Origin of the sequence: Ornithinimicrobium cavernae (assembly GCF_003121625.1) — a bacterium.
Lineage (GTDB): Bacteria > Actinomycetota > Actinomycetes > Actinomycetales > Dermatophilaceae > Ornithinicoccus > Ornithinicoccus cavernae.
The window spans coordinates 43,259-62,061 of record NZ_QDDJ01000002.1; the positions used below are offsets into that span (position 1 = coordinate 43,259).

Annotated in this window: 23 protein-coding genes, 1 tRNA gene and 1 riboswitch; of the genes, 21 read left to right on the forward strand and 3 right to left on the reverse strand. The window is 69.7% G+C overall.

Features of this window, described 5'->3' with window-relative positions:
- Positions 1–10: 10 nt before the first annotated feature.
- From DA085_RS01960 to der, 7 genes are read left to right on the forward strand one after another with little or no spacing between them, the layout of a single operon-like run.
- Positions 11–931, forward strand: a complete 921-nt coding sequence (locus tag DA085_RS01960; RefSeq protein ID WP_419866494.1) for a segregation and condensation protein A — start codon at positions 11–13, stop codon at positions 929–931.
- Complete coding sequence (gene scpB, locus DA085_RS01965; RefSeq protein WP_109471262.1) at positions 924–1,556, forward strand: SMC-Scp complex subunit ScpB; 633 nt, start codon at positions 924–926, stop codon at positions 1,554–1,556. Before DA085_RS01960 ends, scpB begins: the two co-directional genes overlap by 8 nt.
- A complete protein-coding gene (locus DA085_RS01970) occupies positions 1,553–2,515 on the forward strand; it encodes a pseudouridine synthase (RefSeq protein ID WP_109471263.1) in 963 nt (320 codons plus the stop codon). The genes scpB and DA085_RS01970 overlap by 4 nt, the downstream gene beginning before the upstream one ends.
- A gap of 41 nt (positions 2,516–2,556) precedes the next feature.
- Positions 2,557–3,288, forward strand: a complete 732-nt coding sequence (cmk, locus tag DA085_RS01975) for a (d)CMP kinase (RefSeq protein WP_109471264.1) — start codon at positions 2,557–2,559, stop codon at positions 3,286–3,288.
- A complete protein-coding gene (locus tag DA085_RS01980) occupies positions 3,285–4,154 on the forward strand; it encodes a sulfurtransferase (RefSeq protein ID WP_109471265.1) in 870 nt (289 codons plus the stop codon). Before cmk ends, DA085_RS01980 begins: the two co-directional genes overlap by 4 nt.
- The gene (locus tag DA085_RS01985; RefSeq protein WP_109471266.1) at positions 4,154–4,636 is read left to right on the forward strand and encodes a SufE family protein; all 483 of its coding nucleotides are present in this window, start codon (positions 4,154–4,156) and stop codon (positions 4,634–4,636) included. The genes DA085_RS01980 and DA085_RS01985 overlap by 1 nt, the downstream gene beginning before the upstream one ends.
- On the forward strand, positions 4,633–6,105 hold the full coding sequence (gene der / locus DA085_RS01990) for a ribosome biogenesis GTPase Der (RefSeq protein WP_109471267.1): 1,473 nt from the start codon (positions 4,633–4,635) through the stop codon (positions 6,103–6,105). The genes DA085_RS01985 and der overlap by 4 nt, the downstream gene beginning before the upstream one ends.
- Positions 6,106–6,120: 15 nt before the next feature.
- Here the strand turns inward: der and DA085_RS01995 are convergent, their stop codons facing one another.
- Positions 6,121–6,861 carry a group I intron-associated PD-(D/E)XK endonuclease gene (locus DA085_RS01995; RefSeq protein ID WP_154402067.1) on the reverse strand — a complete coding sequence of 247 codons (741 nt, stop codon included), beginning with the start codon at positions 6,859–6,861 and terminating at the stop codon, positions 6,121–6,123.
- A gap of 104 nt (positions 6,862–6,965) precedes the next feature.
- Positions 6,966–7,039 (reverse strand) — tRNA-Pro (locus tag DA085_RS02000).
- A gap of 289 nt (positions 7,040–7,328) precedes the next feature.
- On the opposite strand from DA085_RS02000, the gene DA085_RS02005 reads away from it, so the two are divergent.
- Positions 7,329–8,129: a hypothetical protein gene (locus DA085_RS02005; protein WP_154402068.1), complete on the forward strand. Its 801-nt coding sequence runs from the start codon at positions 7,329–7,331 to the stop codon at positions 8,127–8,129.
- Positions 8,130–8,139: 10 nt separating this feature from the next.
- Here the strand turns inward: DA085_RS02005 and DA085_RS02010 are convergent, their stop codons facing one another.
- Positions 8,140–8,625, reverse strand: a complete 486-nt coding sequence (locus DA085_RS02010) for a VOC family protein (RefSeq protein WP_109471270.1) — start codon at positions 8,623–8,625, stop codon at positions 8,140–8,142.
- 124 nt (positions 8,626–8,749) lie between these two features.
- On the opposite strand from DA085_RS02010, the gene DA085_RS02015 reads away from it, so the two are divergent.
- The 13 genes from DA085_RS02015 to DA085_RS20845 all read left to right on the forward strand — a co-directional run bounded on the left by DA085_RS02015 (position 8,750) and on the right by DA085_RS20845 (position 18,789).
- Positions 8,750–9,358 (forward strand): CDP-alcohol phosphatidyltransferase family protein, encoded by a 609-nt coding sequence (locus DA085_RS02015; protein ID WP_237565254.1) that lies wholly within the window; start codon positions 8,750–8,752, stop codon positions 9,356–9,358.
- Entirely contained in the window at positions 9,355–10,218 is an 864-nt protein-coding gene (locus DA085_RS02020) for a DUF881 domain-containing protein (RefSeq protein WP_109471272.1), read from the forward strand. Before DA085_RS02015 ends, DA085_RS02020 begins: the two co-directional genes overlap by 4 nt.
- Positions 10,215–10,547: a small basic family protein gene (locus DA085_RS02025; protein ID WP_109471273.1), complete on the forward strand. Its 333-nt coding sequence runs from the start codon at positions 10,215–10,217 to the stop codon at positions 10,545–10,547. The genes DA085_RS02020 and DA085_RS02025 overlap by 4 nt, the downstream gene beginning before the upstream one ends.
- Positions 10,548–10,550: 3 nt before the next feature.
- Positions 10,551–11,297, forward strand: a complete 747-nt coding sequence (locus DA085_RS02030; protein WP_154402069.1) for a DUF881 domain-containing protein — start codon at positions 10,551–10,553, stop codon at positions 11,295–11,297.
- Between the two features lie 43 nt (positions 11,298–11,340).
- Positions 11,341–11,730, forward strand: a complete 390-nt coding sequence (gcvH, locus tag DA085_RS02035; RefSeq protein ID WP_109471275.1) for a glycine cleavage system protein GcvH — start codon at positions 11,341–11,343, stop codon at positions 11,728–11,730.
- An 83-nt stretch (positions 11,731–11,813) separates the two neighbouring features.
- A complete protein-coding gene (locus DA085_RS02040; RefSeq protein WP_419866495.1) occupies positions 11,814–12,212 on the forward strand; it encodes an FHA domain-containing protein in 399 nt (132 codons plus the stop codon).
- Entirely contained in the window at positions 12,209–13,045 is an 837-nt protein-coding gene (locus tag DA085_RS02045) for a MerR family transcriptional regulator (RefSeq protein WP_237565255.1), read from the forward strand. The genes DA085_RS02040 and DA085_RS02045 overlap by 4 nt, the downstream gene beginning before the upstream one ends.
- A gap of 9 nt (positions 13,046–13,054) precedes the next feature.
- On the forward strand, positions 13,055–13,552 hold the full coding sequence (locus tag DA085_RS02050) for a bifunctional nuclease family protein (protein ID WP_109471276.1): 498 nt from the start codon (positions 13,055–13,057) through the stop codon (positions 13,550–13,552).
- A gap of 139 nt (positions 13,553–13,691) precedes the next feature.
- Entirely contained in the window at positions 13,692–14,246 is a 555-nt protein-coding gene (locus tag DA085_RS02055; protein WP_337189754.1) for a MerR family transcriptional regulator, read from the forward strand.
- A gap of 78 nt (positions 14,247–14,324) precedes the next feature.
- A riboswitch (glycine riboswitch) is annotated at positions 14,325–14,414 on the forward strand.
- Between the two features lie 51 nt (positions 14,415–14,465).
- Positions 14,466–17,279, forward strand: coding sequence for an aminomethyl-transferring glycine dehydrogenase (gcvP, locus tag DA085_RS02060; RefSeq protein WP_109471278.1), 2,814 nt, complete (start codon positions 14,466–14,468; stop codon positions 17,277–17,279).
- Positions 17,280–17,502: 223 nt separating this feature from the next.
- The gene (locus tag DA085_RS20840) at positions 17,503–17,913 is read left to right on the forward strand and encodes a hypothetical protein (protein ID WP_154402070.1); all 411 of its coding nucleotides are present in this window, start codon (positions 17,503–17,505) and stop codon (positions 17,911–17,913) included.
- A gap of 139 nt (positions 17,914–18,052) precedes the next feature.
- Positions 18,053–18,322 (forward strand): trypsin-like serine protease, encoded by a 270-nt coding sequence (locus DA085_RS21985; protein ID WP_419866489.1) that lies wholly within the window; start codon positions 18,053–18,055, stop codon positions 18,320–18,322.
- A gap of 275 nt (positions 18,323–18,597) precedes the next feature.
- A complete protein-coding gene (locus tag DA085_RS20845) occupies positions 18,598–18,789 on the forward strand; it encodes a hypothetical protein (protein WP_154402071.1) in 192 nt (63 codons plus the stop codon).
- The last annotated feature ends 14 nt before the right edge of the window (positions 18,790–18,803 follow it).

Here is an 18,803-nt window from a genome sequence, read left to right on the forward strand (position 1 = left end):
CGACCCGACGGTGACGACGGACGCAGCGTCGCCCGCCCCCGCAGCGTCGCCCGCACCCGACGCCGGCGTCGTGCCCGGTGGTGTGCTCACCCGCCGCGGCCCGGCTCCCTTCGAGGTGCACCTGGACGTGTTCCAGGGCCCGTTCGAGCTCCTGCTGGGCCTCATCGCCAAGCACAAGCTGGACGTCACCGAGATCGCGCTGGCCAAGATCACCGACGAGTTCGTGGCCCACATCCGGGCCGCGCAGGAGCGGGAGGACGAGTGGGACCTGTCCCAGGCCTCGGAGTTCCTGCTCATCGCCGCCACCCTGCTGGACCTCAAGGCCGCCCGGCTCCTGCCCAACCGGCGCGAGGAGGACGAGGAGGACCTCGAGCTCATCGAGGCCAGGGACCTGCTCTTCGCCCGCCTGCTGCAGTACCGCGCGTTCAAGGAGGTCGCCGCCGCGTTCTCCGCCCGCATGGAGACGGTCGGCCGGATCTTCCCGCGCGACGTGGCGCTGGAGGACGAGTTCACCCGGCTCCTGCCCGAGCTGGTCATGCACATCACCCCCGACCAGCTCGCGATGATCGCGGCCCGCGCGATGACGCCGAAGCCACCGCCGACGGTCGGACTGACCCACCTGCACGCGCCGCAGGTGTCGGTGCGCGAGCAGGCCGCCCTGGTGGTCGACCGGCTCCGGGCCACCGGCTCCGCGAGCTTCCGGGACCTGGTGGCGGACGCGGACAGCACGCTGGTCATCGTCGCGCGCTTCCTGGCCCTGCTGGAGCTGTTCCGCGAGTCACTGCTCTCGCTGGAGCAGGAGGACGCCCTGGGGGAGCTGACCGTCCACTGGACGGGCACCGCCACGGGCTCCGTCGAGGTCAGTGACGAGTTCGACGAGGGCGATGAGGACGACACCGAACCCGTGAGCCAGGAGGTGGCCGATGAGTGAGCCCCAGGACGAGCCGACCGCGACGGAGGACGGTGCCGTCGAGCAGGTCGCCTTCGACATCAACGACTTCCCCGGTGGCGCCCGCTCGGCCATCGAGGCGGTCCTGATGGTCATCGACGAGCCGGTCGAGGAGGCGGTGCTCGCCTCCGCCCTGGAGCTGCCGCTCGAGGACGTCATCGCGATCCTGGAGGAGCTCGCCAGCGAGTATGCCGACAGTCACCGGGGGTTCATGCTGCGCCGCCTGGGTGGTCGCTGGCGGATCTACACCAAGCCGGCCTACGCCCCGGTCGTGGAGAAGTTCCTCATGGGTGGGCAACAGGCGCGCCTGACCCAGGCGTCCCTGGAGACGCTCGCGGTCATCGCCTACCGCCAGCCGATCTCCCGGTCCCGGGTCAGCGCCGTCCGCGGCGTCAACGTCGACGGCGTCGTCCGGACCCTGGTGTCCCGCGGTCTCATCGAGGAGGTCGTGCTGGACGGTGAGCCGGGGGTCGCCTCGCTCTACGGCACCACCGACCTGTTCCTGCAACGCATGGGCCTGGACAGCCTGGACGACCTGCCCCCTCTGGCCCCGTACCTGCCGTCGGCAGACGTGATCGACGAACTCGCCTCGGAAGGACACGCATGAACCCGCCCCAGCAACGAGGTGGCTCCGGTGGGGCCAGAGGTGGCTCCGGTGGAGCCCGAGGTGGCTCCGGTGGAGAGCGCCGAGGTGGCTCCCCGGGTGGCAAGGGGCGGCACGTGCCCAGGGGACGTTCCGGTCGCCCGGTCGGCCCCGGCGCCGGCCCGGTGCGCAAGATCACGCCCAAGCGGCCCAAGAGCCCGCCGCCGGTGGACGACTCCGGCGCCGACGTGCACACCCCCGACGGGGTCCGTCTCCAGAAGCTGCTGGCCTCCGCCGGCATCGGGAGCCGCCGGGCGTGCGAGCTGCTGATCACCCAGGGACGCGTCGAGGTGGACGGCCACATCGTCACCGAGCTCGGGGTGCGCGTCGACCCGGTGAGACAGACCATCCACGTCGACGGCACCCGGGTCGTGCTCGACGACAGCAGGGTCTACCTGGCGTTCAACAAGCCCCTGGGCGTGGTCTCGACGATGAGCGACGAGCTCGGCCGACCGTCGATCTCGGACTTCCTCCCACCCCGCAACGAGCGCTTGTTCCACGTCGGACGCCTGGACGCGGACACCGAGGGCCTCCTGCTGCTCACCAACGACGGTGAGCTGGCCCACCGGCTGCAGCACCCCGCCTACGAGGTGCCCAAGACCTATATCGCCCGGGTGCCGGGCCCCGTCCCTCGCGAGCTCGGCAAGATCCTGCGGGCCGGGGTGGAGCTCGAGGACGGCGTGGTCCGGGTCGACTCGTTCAAGCTGATCGACTCCGCCCCGGGCAAGGCGATCGTCGAGCTCATCCTGCACGAGGGCAAGAAACACGTGGTGCGCCGGCTCCTGGCCGAGGTGGGGCACCCCGTGGAGGCGCTGTCCCGCGTGCAGGTCGGTCCGATCCTGCTCGGCCAGCTCCGCCCGGGCCGGACCCGTGCGCTGACCGCCGAGGAGGTCGGTGGGCTCTACCGCGCCGCAGGGCTCTGACCGCGGCCGGGCGACGCCCCGGCAGCAGATAGGCTTGTCCGGTGCCTGAGAACCCGATCACCATCGCTATCGACGGCCCCAGTGGATCAGGCAAGTCGAGCGTCTCCAAGCAGGTCGCCCGCCGCCTGGGGCTGACCTACCTCGACACCGGTGCGATGTACCGCGCCCTCACCTGGTGGTGCCTCCAGCAGGGGATCGACCTGACCGACACCCAGGAGGTGGCGGAGCAGGCACACACCTACCCCCTGGAGATCGGCACCGACCCGGACGCACCGACCGTCCACGTCGGTGGCACGGACGTGGCGGCGGCGATCAGGCAGACCCGTGTGAGCGAGCAGGTCTCGCACATCGCCACCAACCTGGAGGTGCGGGCCACGATGCGCGACCAGCAGCGCCGGATCATCGCCGAGGCACGCGAGACCGGTGCCGGGATCGTCGTCGAGGGGCGTGACATCACCACCGTGATCGCCCCGGACGCCGAGCACCGTTTCCTGCTGACCGCCTCGGAGGAGGCTCGCCTGGCCCGCCGTGCACGGGAGCTGTTCGCCACGGACGACGCGGAGGCCATCAGCGCCACCCACGACCAGATCGTCCGCAGGGACGCCGCGGACTCCACTGTCTCGGCGTTCTTCGAGCCGGCGCCGGGCGTCGTGGGAATCGACACCTCCGATCTGACGTTTGAACAGTCAGTGGGGGCCGTGCTCGACGCCGTGCGCGCCGCCGCCCCCACCCGGCGACCTGTCCACACCCCTGACGACGGAGGCAACCGATGACCACCCAGACCGACCCGCAGAGCAAGCTGGCGGCATACGCCCACCCCGAGCGGTTGGTGACCACCGACTGGCTGGCCGAGCACCTGGGTGAGGACAACCTCGTCGTGCTCGAGTCCAACGAGGACGTGCTGCTCTACGACACGGGGCACATCCCGGGCGCACTCAAGCTCGACTGGCACCTCGACCTCAACGACCAGCTGTCCCGCGACTACGTGGACGGTGAGCAGTTCGCCCGCGTCATGGGCGAGCGCGGCATCCGCCGGGACACCACCGTGGTGATCTACGGGGACAAGAGCAACTGGTGGGCCACCTACGCACTCTGGGTCATGACCCTGTTCGGGCACGAGGACGTGCGGATCCTGGACGGCGGCCGCGCCAAGTGGGTCGCCGAGGGCCGGGAGATGACCACCGACGTCCGTCCGGTGACACCGACCGACTACCCCGTCATCGAGCGGGACGACACCGCCATCCGTGCCTTCCGGCAGGAGGTGCTGGAGCACCTGGGCAAGCCGATGGTGGACGTGCGGTCGCCGGGCGAGTTCTCCGGCGAGCTGCTCTCCATGCCCGACTATCCCCAGGAGGGGGCGATGCGCGGCGGGCACATCCCCGGCGCGAGGTCGGTGCCCTGGGGTCGGGCGGCCAACGAGGACGGCACATTCCGGACCCGTGAGGAGCTGGAGGCCATCTACCAGCAGGAGCAGGGGCTGGACCCGTCCGACGACGTGGTCGCCTACTGCCGCATCGGTGAGCGCTCCAGCCACACCTGGTTCGTGCTGACGCACCTGCTCGGCTTCGAGCGCGTGCGCAACTACGACGGCTCGTGGACCGAGTGGGGCAACTCGGTCGGGGCTCCGGTGGAGCGCTGATGGCGGGGCAGTTCACCGCATCCGCTCGCACCGACGACCTGCCGGAGGCGATGGCCGAGCTCGCGGCCGAGTTCCACGCGCTGCAGGCGAAGGAGCGGTTGCAGCTGTTGCTCGAGCTGGCGAACGACCTGCCGGACCTGCCGGAGCGGTATGCCGGTCGCCTCGAGCAGATGGAGAAGGTCGACGAGTGCCAGTCACCCGTCTTCCTCGCCGTGGAGGTCGACGCGGACGCCGCGCGCACGGTCCACATCTTCCTGTCTGCGCCGCCGGAGGCGCCGACCACCCGGGGCTTCGCCGGTATCCTGCACGAGAGCCTGGACGGGCTGGGTGCGGACGACGTGCTCGCCGTGCCTGAGGAGGCGCCCTACCGGTTCGGCCTCTCCGAGGCCGTGTCGCCCCTGCGGATGCGCGGCATGGTGGGCATGCTGGGGCGCATCAAGCGTCAGGTGCGGGCCCGCACCACCATCGACGAGAGGCAGTGACTGTGCCGGACACCCACGACGAGGTCGCTCAGGCGGACCCGTCCCTGGAGCAGGCCCTGCGCGCCGGGCTCGACGAGTTCGAGCTCAGCGAGGAGGACCTCGCCCTCGTCGAGGGGCGTCGGCGCCAGGCCGCTGAGGACCTCGAGGCGGAGACCCGTCCTGTCGTCGCCGTCGTCGGTCGCCCCAACGTCGGCAAGTCGACCCTGGTCAACCGGATCCTCGGGCGCCGGGAGGCCGTGGTCGAGGACCTCCCCGGGGTGACCCGCGACCGCGTCGCCTACGATGCGGAGTGGGCGGGGCGGAGGTTCACCCTCGTCGACACCGGTGGCTGGGAGGTCGACGCCACCGGCATCCACCTGCGGGTGGCCGAGCAGGCCGAGGTGGCCGTCGAGCTGTGTGACGTCGTGATGTTCGTGGTCGACGCGACCGTCGGGGCGACTGCCACGGACGAGAAGGTCGTGCGGCTGCTGCGGAGGTCGGGCAAGCCGGTCGTGCTGGTGGCCAACAAGGTCGACAACGAGAAGACCGAGCTCGAGGCCGCGGCCCTGTGGTCCCTGGGCCTCGGTCAGCCCTGGCCGGTCTCGGCGCTGCACGGGCGGGGGAGCGGCGACGTGCTCGACGCCGTCCTGGCGAACCTCCCGGACACCTCCGGTGTGGCCGGTGCCTACCCGCGTGGTGGCCCGCGTCGGGTCGCGCTGCTGGGGCGCCCCAATGTGGGCAAGTCCTCCCTGCTCAACAGGTTGGCGGGGGAGGACCGTGCGGTCGTCCACGACGTCGCCGGCACCACACGAGACCCGGTTGACGAGCTGATCGAGCTGGACGGCAAGCAGTGGCGTTTCGTCGACACCGCAGGGATCCGTCGGCGGGTCCACCAGACCCGGGGTGCTGACTTCTACGCGTCGCTGCGCACGCAGACGGCGTTGGAGAAGGCCGAGGTGGCCGTCGTGCTGGTGGACGCGGCCGACAAGATCGCCGAACAGGACGTCCGCGTGATCCAGCAGGTCATCGATGCGGGTCGCGCGCTGGTGATCGCCTACAACAAGTGGGACCAGGTCGACGAGGACAGGCAACACTTCCTGGAGCGCGAGATCGAGCGCGACCTCGTGCAGATCACCTGGGCCCCCCGGGTCAACATCTCCGCGGCGACCGGGCGGCATACCAACCGTCTCGTGCCCGCGCTGGAGAAGGCTCTCGAGTCGTGGGACGAGCGCATCTCGACCTCCCGGCTGAACGCGTTCCTCGGTGAGGTCGTCGCCGCCCACCCGCACCCGGTACGGGGCGGCAAGCAACCTCGCATCCTCTTCGCGACCCAGGCCGACACCAGGCCGCCGCGGTTCGTGATCTTCGCCAGCGGCTTCATCGAGCACGGCTACCGGCGCTTCCTGGAGCGGCGGCTGCGTGAGCAGTTCGGCTTCGACGGCACCCCGATCGAGATCTCCGTCAGGGTCCGCGAGAAGCGTCGCCGCTGAAGGTCAGCCCGACCTTCAGGGCCACTGCACCGGCGTGCCGGACAGGCGGTAGCTCGCGTAGGCAGACAACTGGATCGCGTGAAGGCCACCGGCGCGCTCCACCGGGATCAGGTAGTAGCGAAGGTCCCCGTCGATGACGAAGAAGGCGTCGATCTCGTCGACTGCGTAGGGAACTCTCTCCGCGCCCGTTGTGGAGAGCCACACTGTCCACGATCGACCTGTGCGGACGGTCGTGGTCTTCACCTGAATGCGTTGCGTGACCCCTGCGTGCTCAACGAGCAGGTCGTACCTGCAGGGCTCGAGCGGCCAGGACACCTGATAGCCGCACAGGGAGAACCAGCCAGCCGCGAGGAGCGAACCGGACCGGGAGAGGTGCGCCCGGCTGGGGCCCATGGGGAGTTCCTGCTGGGAGTCCGGCCGGATCGGGGCAAGGTGCTCGGCGTCGATGCCCAGCCTGACGACGTGGCCGCGGATGGTCGACTGACTCGAGCCACCATTCAACCCCAGGGATTCAGCGACCTCCTGCCAGGTCCTCGCCTTCGCCACAGCAGTGCGCAACTGTTGCTCGCTCCAGGTCCGCTGCCCCCGGAAGTGGCTGTGGTCGAGTTGGAGGGCGTCGGCATGGCGTCGAACAGAACGGATGGCGGCCGACGATGTGGCGGTGAGGCCCAGAACCCGCAGCACCCCGCGCCAGGAGTGGCTGGACAGGACAGCTGCCACCAAGTCCTCGTCGGTATAGGAGCGCGCCCGTGGCATGGACACCACACTATCCAGGTTGCGTCATCACGGCAGGCGACCGACAGTACGGCGCCCAGACCCACCTGCAGTGGATCTGGGCGCCGTGCCAGCTGGCACATCTGTCGGGCTGACAGGATTTGAACCTGCGACCCCTTCACCCCCAGTGAAGTGCGCTACCAAACTGCGCCACAGCCCGTGCTGCCCCTGGCGGGGCAACGAGAAATGTACCTCATGAAGGGGCGCGCGCCTGAATCGGTGGGGCATCACGGGGATGCGGTCGGCGAACTCGGCCGGACAGATCTGCCAGGTCAGTCCGAACCTGTCCCTGACCCAGCTTCAGCGGGGACAGCGGGGGGACGCAGGTTCACATCCTTCGGGGTGCCTAAACTTGAGGCACGAGGCATCGCAACGGTGATCGAACGGGGGGCGAGATGCAGGGGTCGCCTTTCCGCACTCTTCACGAGCCGGAGGGTGGCTGGCGGACAGTGGCGGCTCAGGGCGTTGCTGTGGCGGCGCTCTCGGCGCTGGCGACCTTCACGATCTTCGCGTTCCTGATTCCGCAGATGGACCCGGAATGCTCTTCGAACGGGACGGGATCCAGGGTCTGTCCTCTCCCTGAGGCGCGCAACCCGGCGCTGATCGGGATCCTCGAGGTCCGCTGGCCTCCCGCGGACGGGTGGGAGGGCCTCGGGATCACCGTCGCCGTGCTCTCGGTCTTCGCCGCGCTCGGCATCTCGATCTTCCTCTCGATGGACGACCCCTGGTCATCGATCGGTGGCGCCCCCCACACGGTTGGTCTGCAGGCGGCCCTCGCCGGCACCGGGCTCGCCCTCGTCGCGGCCGGCATCGGCTATGTCCGACCGATCGTCGCGCTCGCCCTGGCGGGCGCCGGCCTCCTCGCCCTGCTCCTCGCGGCTCTCACCTACCGCAGGTTTGTCCGCACGGTCCGGCGCCGGCACGTGGAGCACCAACGGCGCAGGCAGCTCCGAGAGCACGGCACGCGGGTCATCGCCGACGTGCTGGACGTCAGCTGGCGCCCGGGTGCCGGCACCTCCGAACGGGAGATCTTCGAGGTGACAGCCCGGCCCCGTGGCACGACGCAGGTTGTCACGGCGTTGCCCGGAGTCCCGCGTTCGGATGCCCCTGTCATCGACGGCACCGTCGACGTGTGTGCCGACGGCGAGCACGACCACCCGACCGGCATCAACGTGGTCATGGACGCGGATCCCGACAGCGTCCGTGACCCTGACTTCGAGCAGCGCTACCCCGATCTCTCACGGTCTTAGCAGCGACTGATCACTGAGCGACGGCCTGCATGGCAGCCCTGATCTCGGCAAGATCGATCCTCGACTGCGTGAGCATCGTGGTCATGGCCGCCTTCGCGCGCTCGGGGTCGGGGTCCTGGACGAGATCGTCGAACTCGGCCGGATAGATCTGCCAGGACAGTCCGAACCTGTCCTTGAGCCAGCCGCACGGGCCGAACTCTCCGCCGTCGCCGAGGGCGTGCCACAGCTGGTCCGACTCCTCCTGGGAGTCACAGGCCAGGACGATGGAGATGGCCTCGTTGAAGGTGAACTCCGGCCCGCCGTTCAGCGCCTGGTAGGGCTGCCCGTTGAGCTCGAAGTCCACCGTCATGACGCTGCCCACCCTGTTCGGCGACGGCGTCTCCACGACGTAGGGGCTGACCTTGACGATGCGGGAGTTCGGGATGAGGGACACGTAGAAGTTCGCCGCCTCCTCGCCCTGGGTGTTGAACCAGAGACACGTGCTGATCTGTCGCATGGTGATCCTCCTCGCGGTCTGCGGCACGGGAGCGTGCCGCTATCCCTACGGACCGGGACCACGCGGCATACTCATCGGCCCGGCGGTGACCGGACAGGGCCCCTCAGGAACGTAGGCTGTGCCCGTGAGCAGGACACAGGGTGACGGGGGTCGCCGAGGGGGTGCGCTCAACGTGCCCAACGTGCTCTCCACGCTCCGGCTCGTGGGGGTGCCCGTCTTCCTCTGGGCGATCCTCACCCACCAGGACGTCCTCGCACTGGTGGTGCTGATGGCCTCGGGGGTCACCGACTACCTGGACGGCAAGATCGCCCGCCACTACGGCCTGGTGACGAAGCTGGGGCAGTATCTCGACCCGCTCGCCGACCGCCTCTACATCGCCTCCACGCTCTTCGGGCTGGCCTGGCGAGAGGTCATCCCGTGGTGGCTCGTGCTCCTGCTCATCGCGCGCGACGCCTTCATCCTCGGGATGTACCCAGCGGTGCACACCTTCCGCGTGCCGGTGCCGCCGGTCCACTACATCGGCAAGGCGGCCACCTTCAACCTGCTGTACGCCTTCCCCCTCCTGCTGCTCGGCCAGTTCGACACCTGGCTGGGCACCGCCGCGCTCCCGGTCGGCTGGGCGTTCGCGTGGTGGGGGACCGGTCTGTACTGGCTCGGTGCGGCGGTCTACGCCTGGCAGGTCGGGGTTATGGTGGCCACCAGGCGACGACAGTGGCAGGCGGTGGGAGCGTGAGGTTCCTCCGCAACCGTGTCGCCGACCCCGATCGGGACCCCGCCGCGTCGATGGCGCTGCTGCGCGAGGTCATGGACCCACCCCTGGACCCCGGTTACGCCTCGTGGGCAGAAGCCCGTGAGGCAGCCGGGTTGCCCCGCAGCACAGGCGGCCGCAGCCTGCTGCTGCTGGTGGCGGCGGTCACGCTCGGCTTCCTGCTCTCGGTCGCGGCCCAGACGCTCCGGACCCCCGACTCGGCCGACGCCACGACCAGAGAGGAGCTCAGCCACCGGATCGAGGTCGCGGACGGGATCGGGGACGAGCGCGCCGCGCAGATCGAGGTCCTCCGGCAGGAGATCCAGGCCCTGCAGGACCTCCGCGCCCGGCCGCCGCTGGACCCCGGACTGGCCGACGCGGCAGCGCTCCAGGCAGGCGCGAGGGCGGTCGTCGGAGAAGGAGTCGTGCTGACCCTCAACGACGCCCCGTTGAGCGCCGACAGCCACGACGGCGACCGCGTCTTCTCCCGTGACCTCCAGATCATCGTCAACGGCCTGTGGGCGACGGGCGCCGAGGCCATCGCGATCAACGGACAGCGGCTCACCTCCACCTCGACGATCCGGTTCGCCGGGCAGGCGATCGTCGTGGACCTCAAGGCCCTGGCCCGCCCCTATGTCATCGAGGCGATCGGACCGCAGGACCAGCTGGTCGACGAGCTGCGCTCTGGTGGCACCGGCACATACCTGACCGAGCTGCGCTCCGACTACGGCATCCTCGTCAAACTCGTCCCGGAGGACGAGGTCACCGTGCCGTCGGCCTCGCGACTCAGCACCAGGGTGGCTACCGTGCCCGACACCACCGCGACAACGGAGGACAACTCGTGATCCCCCTCATCGGTCTCGCCGCAGGCATCGTCATCGGGCTGGTCCTGTCCCCGACGGTGCCGCTCTGGCTGGAGCCGTACCTGCCGATTGCCGTGATCGCTGCCCTCGACGCCGTCTTCGGTGGAATCCGCGCCGCCCTGGAGGCCGCGTTCAACGACAAGGTCTTCGTCGTCTCGGTGCTGTCCAACGTCCTGGTTGCTGCGCTCATCGTGCTCCTCGGCAACCAGCTCGGCGTGGGCGCACAGCTGTCCACGGGCGTCGTGGTCGTGCTCGGGCTGCGCATCTTCTCCAACGTGGCGGCCATCCGGCGCCACCTCATGGGGGCCTAGCCGGTGAGCGAGCAGCAGAGCAGCATGCCGGTCTCCACGCGACACGCCTGGCGACGTCTGGGCCGGCTGGTCAGGCCGCGCCTCAGCACCGGCAACGTGCTCGCCGCCCTGATGACCCTGGCGGTGGGCTTCGCCCTGGTCACCCAGGTCCAGGCGGCCAACGACGTCGCCCTGGACGAGCTGCGGGAGACCGACCTGATCGCCCTGCTCGACGACGTGTCGGAGCGGGCCGACACGCTGGAGGCAGAGATCAGGCTCCTCGAGAGCGACAAGCGGGCACTGGAGCAGGGCAGCGGCACCGAGGCCGCGGAGGCGGCCCTCACGAGACTGACCAGCCACCAGATCCTCGCCGGCACCGTCCCCGTCGAGGGCCCGGGGGTCACCATGACGGTCGAGGCACGGGAGGGTGGCTTCACGCCCACGATGATGATCGACCTGATGCAGGAGCTCCGCAACGCCGGTGCCGAGGCGATCCAGATCGGTGCGGTCCGCGTGGTCGCCACCAGCTGGATCGGCATCGAGGACGGGACGCTGCTGGTCGACGGTCAGCGGGTCGAGGCGCCCTTCCGCATCGTGGCCATCGGCGACCCGCACACCCTCTCGGGTGCCATGGCGATCCCGGGAGGCTTCACGGACAGTGTGCGCGGCATCGGTGGCAACGTCCAGGTCGTCGAGGGTGAGCAGCTCGTCATCGACGCGTTGCACCGTGTCGAGGAGCCTCAGTACGCTCGCCCCGTGCCCTCAGAGTAGGGTCTGCTGCACCCGTACGTTTCGACGAGGAGACCGGATCCCCATGAGTGAGCTGCAGTACCCCGAGGACCTTCGCTACACCTCCGACCACGAGTGGGTCAAGAACCAGGGCGACGGCGTCGTGCGCGTCGGCATCACCGCCTTCGCCCAGGACGCCCTGGGCGACGTCGTCTACGTCAGCCTTCCCGCCGTCGGCGACGAGATCACTGCGGGGGACGCCTGCGGCGAGGTCGAGTCGACCAAGTCGGTCAGCGACCTCTACGCGCCGCTGGACGGGGAGGTCACGGCGGTCAACGACGCGCTGGACGCCACGCCCGAGCTGATCAACTCCGATCCCTACGGCGAGGGCTGGATGATGGAGATCAAGGTCGCGGACGAGGCGGCGCTCGACGGGCTGCTGGACGTCGGCGCCTACCGGGAGCAGACCAACTAGGCTTGGCACACCGAACGAGGAGGTAGCTGGTGAGCGAGCGGGAGCGCGAGCACTACGGGTCCGGCGTGGACCCCACGGCGAATCTGCCGGCGGGCGTTGACCTGCCCGCACAGGGATACACCTTCGACGAGGAGATGCCGCGCCTGTCGGAGGCGGACCAGCGCACTGTCGACGCGCTGCGCCCCGGCACCGCCCTGCTCATCGTCCTGCGGGGCCCCAACACGGGGGCGCGCTTCCTCCTTGACGCCGACGAGGTCAGCTCCGGTCGGCACCCCAGCAGCGACATCTTCCTGGACGATGTCACCGTCTCGCGCCGGCACGCGGTGTTCGCCCGCACCGGTGAGGGCTACGAGGTGCGCGACGTCGGCTCGCTCAACGGCACCTACGTGAACCGTGAGCGCATCGACCAGCAGCGCCTCGGGCAGGGTGACGAGGTGCAGATCGGCAAGTTCCGGCTGGTCTACTACCGCGGGCGGCAGTGACGCTCCACCCGATCGGGACCGTGCTGCGGCTGCTGCAGCAGGAGTTCCCCGAGCTGACGGTCTCCAAGATCCGGTTCCTCGAGACGGAGGGACTGGTGCTGCCGCAACGGCGCGAGTCCGGCCAGCGGGCCTTCACCGACGAGGACATCGAACGGCTCCGGTTCGTCCTGCGCGCGCAGCGGGACCGGTTCTGGCCGCTCAAGGTGATCAAGGCGGCGCTGGACCGGATGGACCTGGGCGTCGATCCGCACGTGCCCGGTGCCCAGACCAACGACCCTGCGTATGCCGAGGGGCCGGGCGGCCGTTCCACCGACGGGGCCGCCGGTGGGGACGGGGGGCGCCCGGGGACGAACGTCCCGGCCCCGGCGGGCACGGGAGAAGGAGGCGAGGCTCCCGCCTCGCCGGGACCGGACGGCGCGCAGGCCGTGCGGCTGCCCACCGCGGGTCAGCTGCGTCGTCGCCGCACGATCCGGCTGAGCCCCACCGAGCTGCGCGAGCACACCGGTCTGGATGTCGCTGCCTACACCCAGCTGAAGGCCTTCGGCCTGATCCGTACCGACTCCGCCGGGCGGCACCCCGCCGATGACCTCGACGTCGCCCGCGAGTGCGCGGCCCTGGCGGCCTACGGCCTGGAGCCACGGCACCTGCGCCTGTTCCGGGTCGCGGCCGACCGGGAGATCGGCCTGGCCCAGCAGATCCTCGAGCCGGTGCGCCGGCGCCGCGCCCGGGGAGCGGCCGACGCCGACCCCGAGCAGCTCGAGACCGAGATCGTGGCACGCACCCTGGCCCTGCACGTAGCCCTCGTGAGGGCAGGACTGGGGCAGACGCAGTAGCCTGGAGGGGTGAAGGAGCTGGATGTCCTGGGTGTGCGGGTCGAGATGCCCACCAACAACCCGATCGTGCTGCTGCGCGAGCGCGAGGGGCAGCGCTATCTCCCCATCTGGATCGCCGCCCCGGAGGCCACGGCGATCGCCTACGCGCAGCAGGGGGTGCAGCCACCGCGACCGTTGACGCACGACCTGATGGTCACCCTCATCCAGGACCTCGGTCACCGCCTGGACGAGGTCCGCATCACCAAGATGGAGGACAACATCTTCTACGCCGTCCTCGTCCTGGACGGCAAGATCGAGATCTCCGCGCGCCCGTCCGACGCGATCGCCCTCGCGCTGCGCGCCGCCACGCCGATCCTGGTCGCCGAGGACGTCCTCGACGCCGCAGGCGTGGCCATGGCGGTCGAGGACGAGGACGAGGTGGAGCGCTTCCGCGAGTTCCTCGACCAGGTCTCGGCGGAGGACTTCGAGTCCGGCGGGGAGGACCCACCGGAGCAACCACGGGACTGACCGGGCACGAGAGGAACATCCGGCGCAGTGATGACGGCGCGTGACCGCGTGGCGGTCATTGACCCGGGGCCCCGGAAGGCTTACCGTCGAATCACACCAACGTAGTCTAGGAGGGGTGCCAGTGGGCACTGGAGCCGAAGTGCGCGGACCGCAGGATGCGGCGACGCCCGAGCAGGGTCTGCTGTTCACCTCCGATGTGCCGGCCCTCCAGGAGGGCGTCGGCTACCGCGGACCCACTGCCTGCGGCGCCGCCGGGGTCACCTACCGCCAGCTGGACTACTGGGCGCGGACCGGCCTGCTGGAGCCCTCGGTGCGCAACCCCTCGGGGTCCGGCACGCAGCGGCTCTACAGCTTCCGCGACATCCTGGTCCTCAAGATCATCAAGCGCCTGCTCGACACGGGCGTCTCCCTGCAGCAGATCCGGGTGGCGATCACCCAGCTGCGCGAGCGCGGGGTCCAGGACCTGGCCAACATCACGCTGATGAGCGACGGCGCCAGCGTCTACGAGTGCACCTCCGACGACCAGGTCATCGACCTGGTGCGGGGCGGGCAGGGCGTCTTCGGGATCGCGGTCGGCAGCGTGTGGCGCGAGGTGGAGGGCACCCTCGCCTCGATGCCGAGCGAGCGCGCCGAGGAGCCCGGGACGGGCGACGACGAGCTGTCCAAGCGCCGCCGCGCCCGCAAGACCAGCTGACCCCACGGCATACTCCCGGCCTGTCGCCGGCACGCAACGTGAACTGTGCCGCGCGACTGGCTAGACTGGCCCCGCTGTTGACACCGCGCGTGAGAGTCCTCACGTGGTGAGGCGCCGAAGGGGCAATCTCCCCGCCAAGCTCTCAGGCGCCAGGAACGCGCGGGACAGGCAACTCTGAACGGACACCCGGACAGAGGGGGCGAGACTCAAGGAGCCCTCATGTCACCGCTGCCCGAGTTCGCCGGCCGCCACATCGGCCCGCGCGAGGCGGACATCGCCACCATGCTGCAGACCGTCGGCTACGACTCGCTCGAGGCGCTGGTCGATGCGGCCGTGCCCCAGCGGATCCGCAGCGCCGCGGCCCTGGACATCGAGGCGGCTGCCTCCGAGCGGGCCGTGATCGAGGAGCTGCGGGGGGTGGCCGCCGAGAACACCGTGGTCACCTCGATGATCGGGCTCGGCTACTACGGCACCCAGACGCCCCCGGTGGTCCGGCGCAACATCCTGGAGAACCCGGCCTGGTACACCGCGTACACGCCCTACCAGCCGGAGATCTCGCAGGGTCGGTTGGAGGCGCTGCTCAACTTCCAGACCGTCGTCTCCGACCTCACGGGCCTGCCCACCGCCGGAGCCTCCCTGCTGGACGAGGGCACCGCAGTGGCCGAGGCCATGACGCTGATGCGTCGCGCCAGCAAGGTCGCCGACGACGCGGTCATGCTGGTCGACGAGCACCTCCTGCCCCAGAGCGCAGCCGTTCTGGCGACCCGTGCCCGTTCGTTGGGCATCGAGCTCGTGACCGGTGACCTGTCCGACCCCGAAGCCCTTGCCGGCGGGCGTCCGGTCTTCGGCGTGGTCGTGCAGTACCCCGGCGCCGACGGCGAGATCCGGGACTGGGCCGCCATGGCGGAGTGGGTGCACGCCGCCGGGGGACTGGTCACCGCCGCCGCGGACCTGCTCGCCCTCACCCTGCTCCGCGAGCCCGCCGCCTGGGGCGCCGACGTGGCGGTCGGCAGCACCCAGCGGCTCGGTGTGCCGATGGCCTTCGGCGGCCCCCACGCCGGCTATATGAGCGTCCGCGAAGGCCTGGAGCGGACCCTTCCCGGCCGGCTCGTCGGGGTCAGCAAGGACGCGGCCGGCGGCACGGCCTACCGGCTCGCCCTGCAGACCCGCGAGCAGCACATCCGGCGCGAGCGCGCCACCTCCAACATCTGCACCTCCCAGGTGCTCCTCGCCGTGATGGCCAGCATGTATGCCGTGTGGCACGGGCCGGACGGTCTGCGCCGGATCGCGGAGGACGTCCACGCCAAGGCCCGCTACGTGCGCGAGGCGCTGGCCGCCGGTGGCGTCGAGGTCGTCACGGGCAGCTACTTCGACACACTCACGGTGCGGGCCGACTCGGCCGCGGTGCTGGCCGCGGCCCTCGAGGGAGGCGTCAACCTGTGGGCCGTGGACGCCGAGCACGTCCTGCTGAGCACCGACGAGGTCCTGACGACCGCGGACCTGGACGTCGTGCTCCGCGCCTTCGGTGTCGACCCGGTCGAGGTGCCCGCCGGGCCCGCCTGGGACGAAGTGCACGGCCGGACCAGTGACTACCTGACGCACGAGGTCTTCAACACCCACCGCAGCGAGACCCAGATGCTGCGCTACATCAAGTCCCTCGGTGACAAGGACTTCGCCCTCGACCGGGGCATGATCCCGCTGGGCTCGTGCACGATGAAGCTCAACGCCACCACGGAGATGGAGGCGATCACCTGGCCCGAGTTCGCCGGGCTGCACCCGTTCGCGCCGCTCGACCAGACCGTCGGCTCCCGCCGGATCGTGAGCGAGCTGTCCGCGTGGCTGGCCGAGATCACCGGCTACCACTCGGTCAGCCTGCAGCCGAACGCCGGCTCCCAAGGCGAGTTCGCCGGACTGCTCGCGATCCGGTCCTACCACCTGGCCAACGGTGACAACGACCGCACGGTCTGCCTGATCCCCGCCAGCGCGCACGGCACCAACGCGGCCAGCGCGGTGATGGCCGGCCTCAAGGTCGTCGTCGTCAAGACCGCGCCGGGTGGCGATATCGACATGGATGACCTGCGCGCCAAGATCGACAAGCACCGCGCGGAGTTGGCGGCCATCATGGTCACCTACCCCTCGACGCACGGGGTCTTCGAGGAGACCATCAGCGAGCTCTGCGAGCTCGTCCACGAGGCCGGAGGGCAGGTCTACGTCGACGGTGCCAACCTCAACGCCATCATGGGCCTGGCCAAGCCGGGCGAGTTCGGGGGCGACGTGTCGCACCTCAACCTCCACAAGACGTTCTGCATCCCACACGGCGGAGGCGGCCCCGGGGTAGGCCCCGTCGCCGTCCGGGAGCACCTGGCCCCGCACCTGCCCAACCACCCCCTCGACCCCGAGGCAGGACCGGAGTCCGGCGTGGGCGCCATCTCTGCAGCGCCCTACGGGTCGGCGGGCATTCTCCCGATCTCCTGGGCCTACGTGCGCCTCATGGGCGGTGCCGGCCTGACCCGCTCCGCCGAGGTCGCCGTGCTCAACGCCAACTACGTCGCCAAGCGGCTGGGGGAGCACTACCCGGTGCTCTACGCCGGTGAGAACGGCCTCGTCGCGCACGAGTGCATCCTCGACCTGCGCGGTCTGACCAAGGACACGGGTGTCACCGTCGACGACGTCGCCAAGCGGCTCATCGACTACGGCTTCCACTCGCCGACCATGAGCTTCCCCGTCGCCGGCACCCTGATGGTGGAGCCCACCGAGAGCGAGGACCTCGGCGAGCTGGACCGGTTCATCGAGGCCATGATCGCGATCCGTGCCGAGATGGAGGACGAGGCCTCCCGCGCCATGCTCGCCAACGCCCCGCACACGGCAGTCGAGCTGGCGGGGGAGTGGGACCACCCCTACGAGCGCATGGCGGCGGCGTTCCCCGGCGGTGCGGCCGCGAAGTACTGGCCGCCGGTCAAACGGATCGACGGTGCCTTCGGCGACCGCAACCTGGTCTGCTCGTGCCCGCCGCCGGAGGCCTTCGAGAGCTGAACCCGTCACGTGGATCGACATCATCCGGTGGGTCAGGAGGACTCTCGTCGCTGGTCGAAGTTTGCCCTAGGCTCAGGCAAACTTCGGGGAGGCATGATGGTGAGTGGAGTCGTGACGCGTCGTCGGCGGGGAGCCTCGCGGTCGCGACGCTCTTGGTGCTCGGTCTAGTGAGTCCGTCCACACTGAGTTGATAGCCCGCGCGAGCGCCCCCGAGGGGTCTGATGTGACCTATGACCCTGACCTCTCCTTTGGTGGCTTGTCAGTCGCCGAGCTTGAGGACACAGTGTTCGCGGCCTATGACCTTGGACTCACGGTGGAGGAGGTGCTGGAACGAGGCACGGACGCGGACGATCTGGGTGGGCTGGCGGCGACGTGGGAGAGCCGACCAGGATATGCCGGGTGGGGCTTTGAGGGGTCCGTTCCGTATGTGATCTGGGAGGGGGAAGTTCCTGGTGATGTTGCTTCAAAGCTGGCGGCTGCTCGGTATCCAGCCGTACAGGTGTACACCTCGAATTTTGATCTGGCTGAGCTGGAAGCAGCATCTGCTGCTGTGCTGGCAGAGCTCTCCTCTGGTGTGGATGATGATCGCGTTGTTTTCGTCGACATAGATCCACGTGGAGCCAACTCTCGGTGACAACGAGTGCGTCGCTGAGCGCCTCAGAAGTCAGGGCAGCTACAGCAACTGATCCGGCGTTTCTCATCGAGTACGGCGTCAAGGAGGACATCCAATATAGGCCGGACCCGGCTCACTTGGGTATGGGCAAATCCTCAGTGTGTTCGGGTGGGCCACGAGGGCGCGGAAGTCAGCGATCGTCTCGGTATTTTCAAGGTCGTGCTCCGGTGGTGCGGATAACGGAATGACTCATGCACTAACGATCATGGATCGAGATAAGATTACGAGCGGGGACAGCGGTGGTCCTTGGTTCACGTCGACTCACGCGTACGGTGTCACGTCCCGTTGGTGCACCGAGACCGGCGGGACGAACAGCTTCACCCGGGTGGGGATCTTTCCGCCCCGAGGCTGGAGGGTCCTGACCCAATGACACCCTCAGCGTGCTTGAGCTCTCGCCTGCGATCGTGGGCGGCTCTCATGGGGGGTGCTGCAATCATCCTCGTCGGCTCAGGATGCTCCAACGATGAGGGCGGGATCCCCGACCCCTCCCAAATGCCGAGCCAGTCCGATCCGACCAGCAACGGCCCGCAGTTGGCCATCACAGCCGAGCGGGAGCCCAGTGGCCTGGCGGGTGGTGTCGGGGGCACGGTCGTGGAGGTTGAGGGGTGCCTTGGGCTCCAGGGTCTCGATGAGGAGCCTGGAGTCTTGTCATTGCCCCCGGGCACCGAGCCCATCGAGGGCGGAGCGCGCCTGCCTGATGGTCGAGAGCTGGTGCTGGGCGACGAGGACGTGTTCGTCCCCGGCATGTGGATGGGCCCGGACGATCCTGGCTACCCCGAGGACGACTATGATTGTCTCGGCGGAACCATCGTCTTCGTCTTCGCCCCACAGCCATGACCGATGGCGGAGCA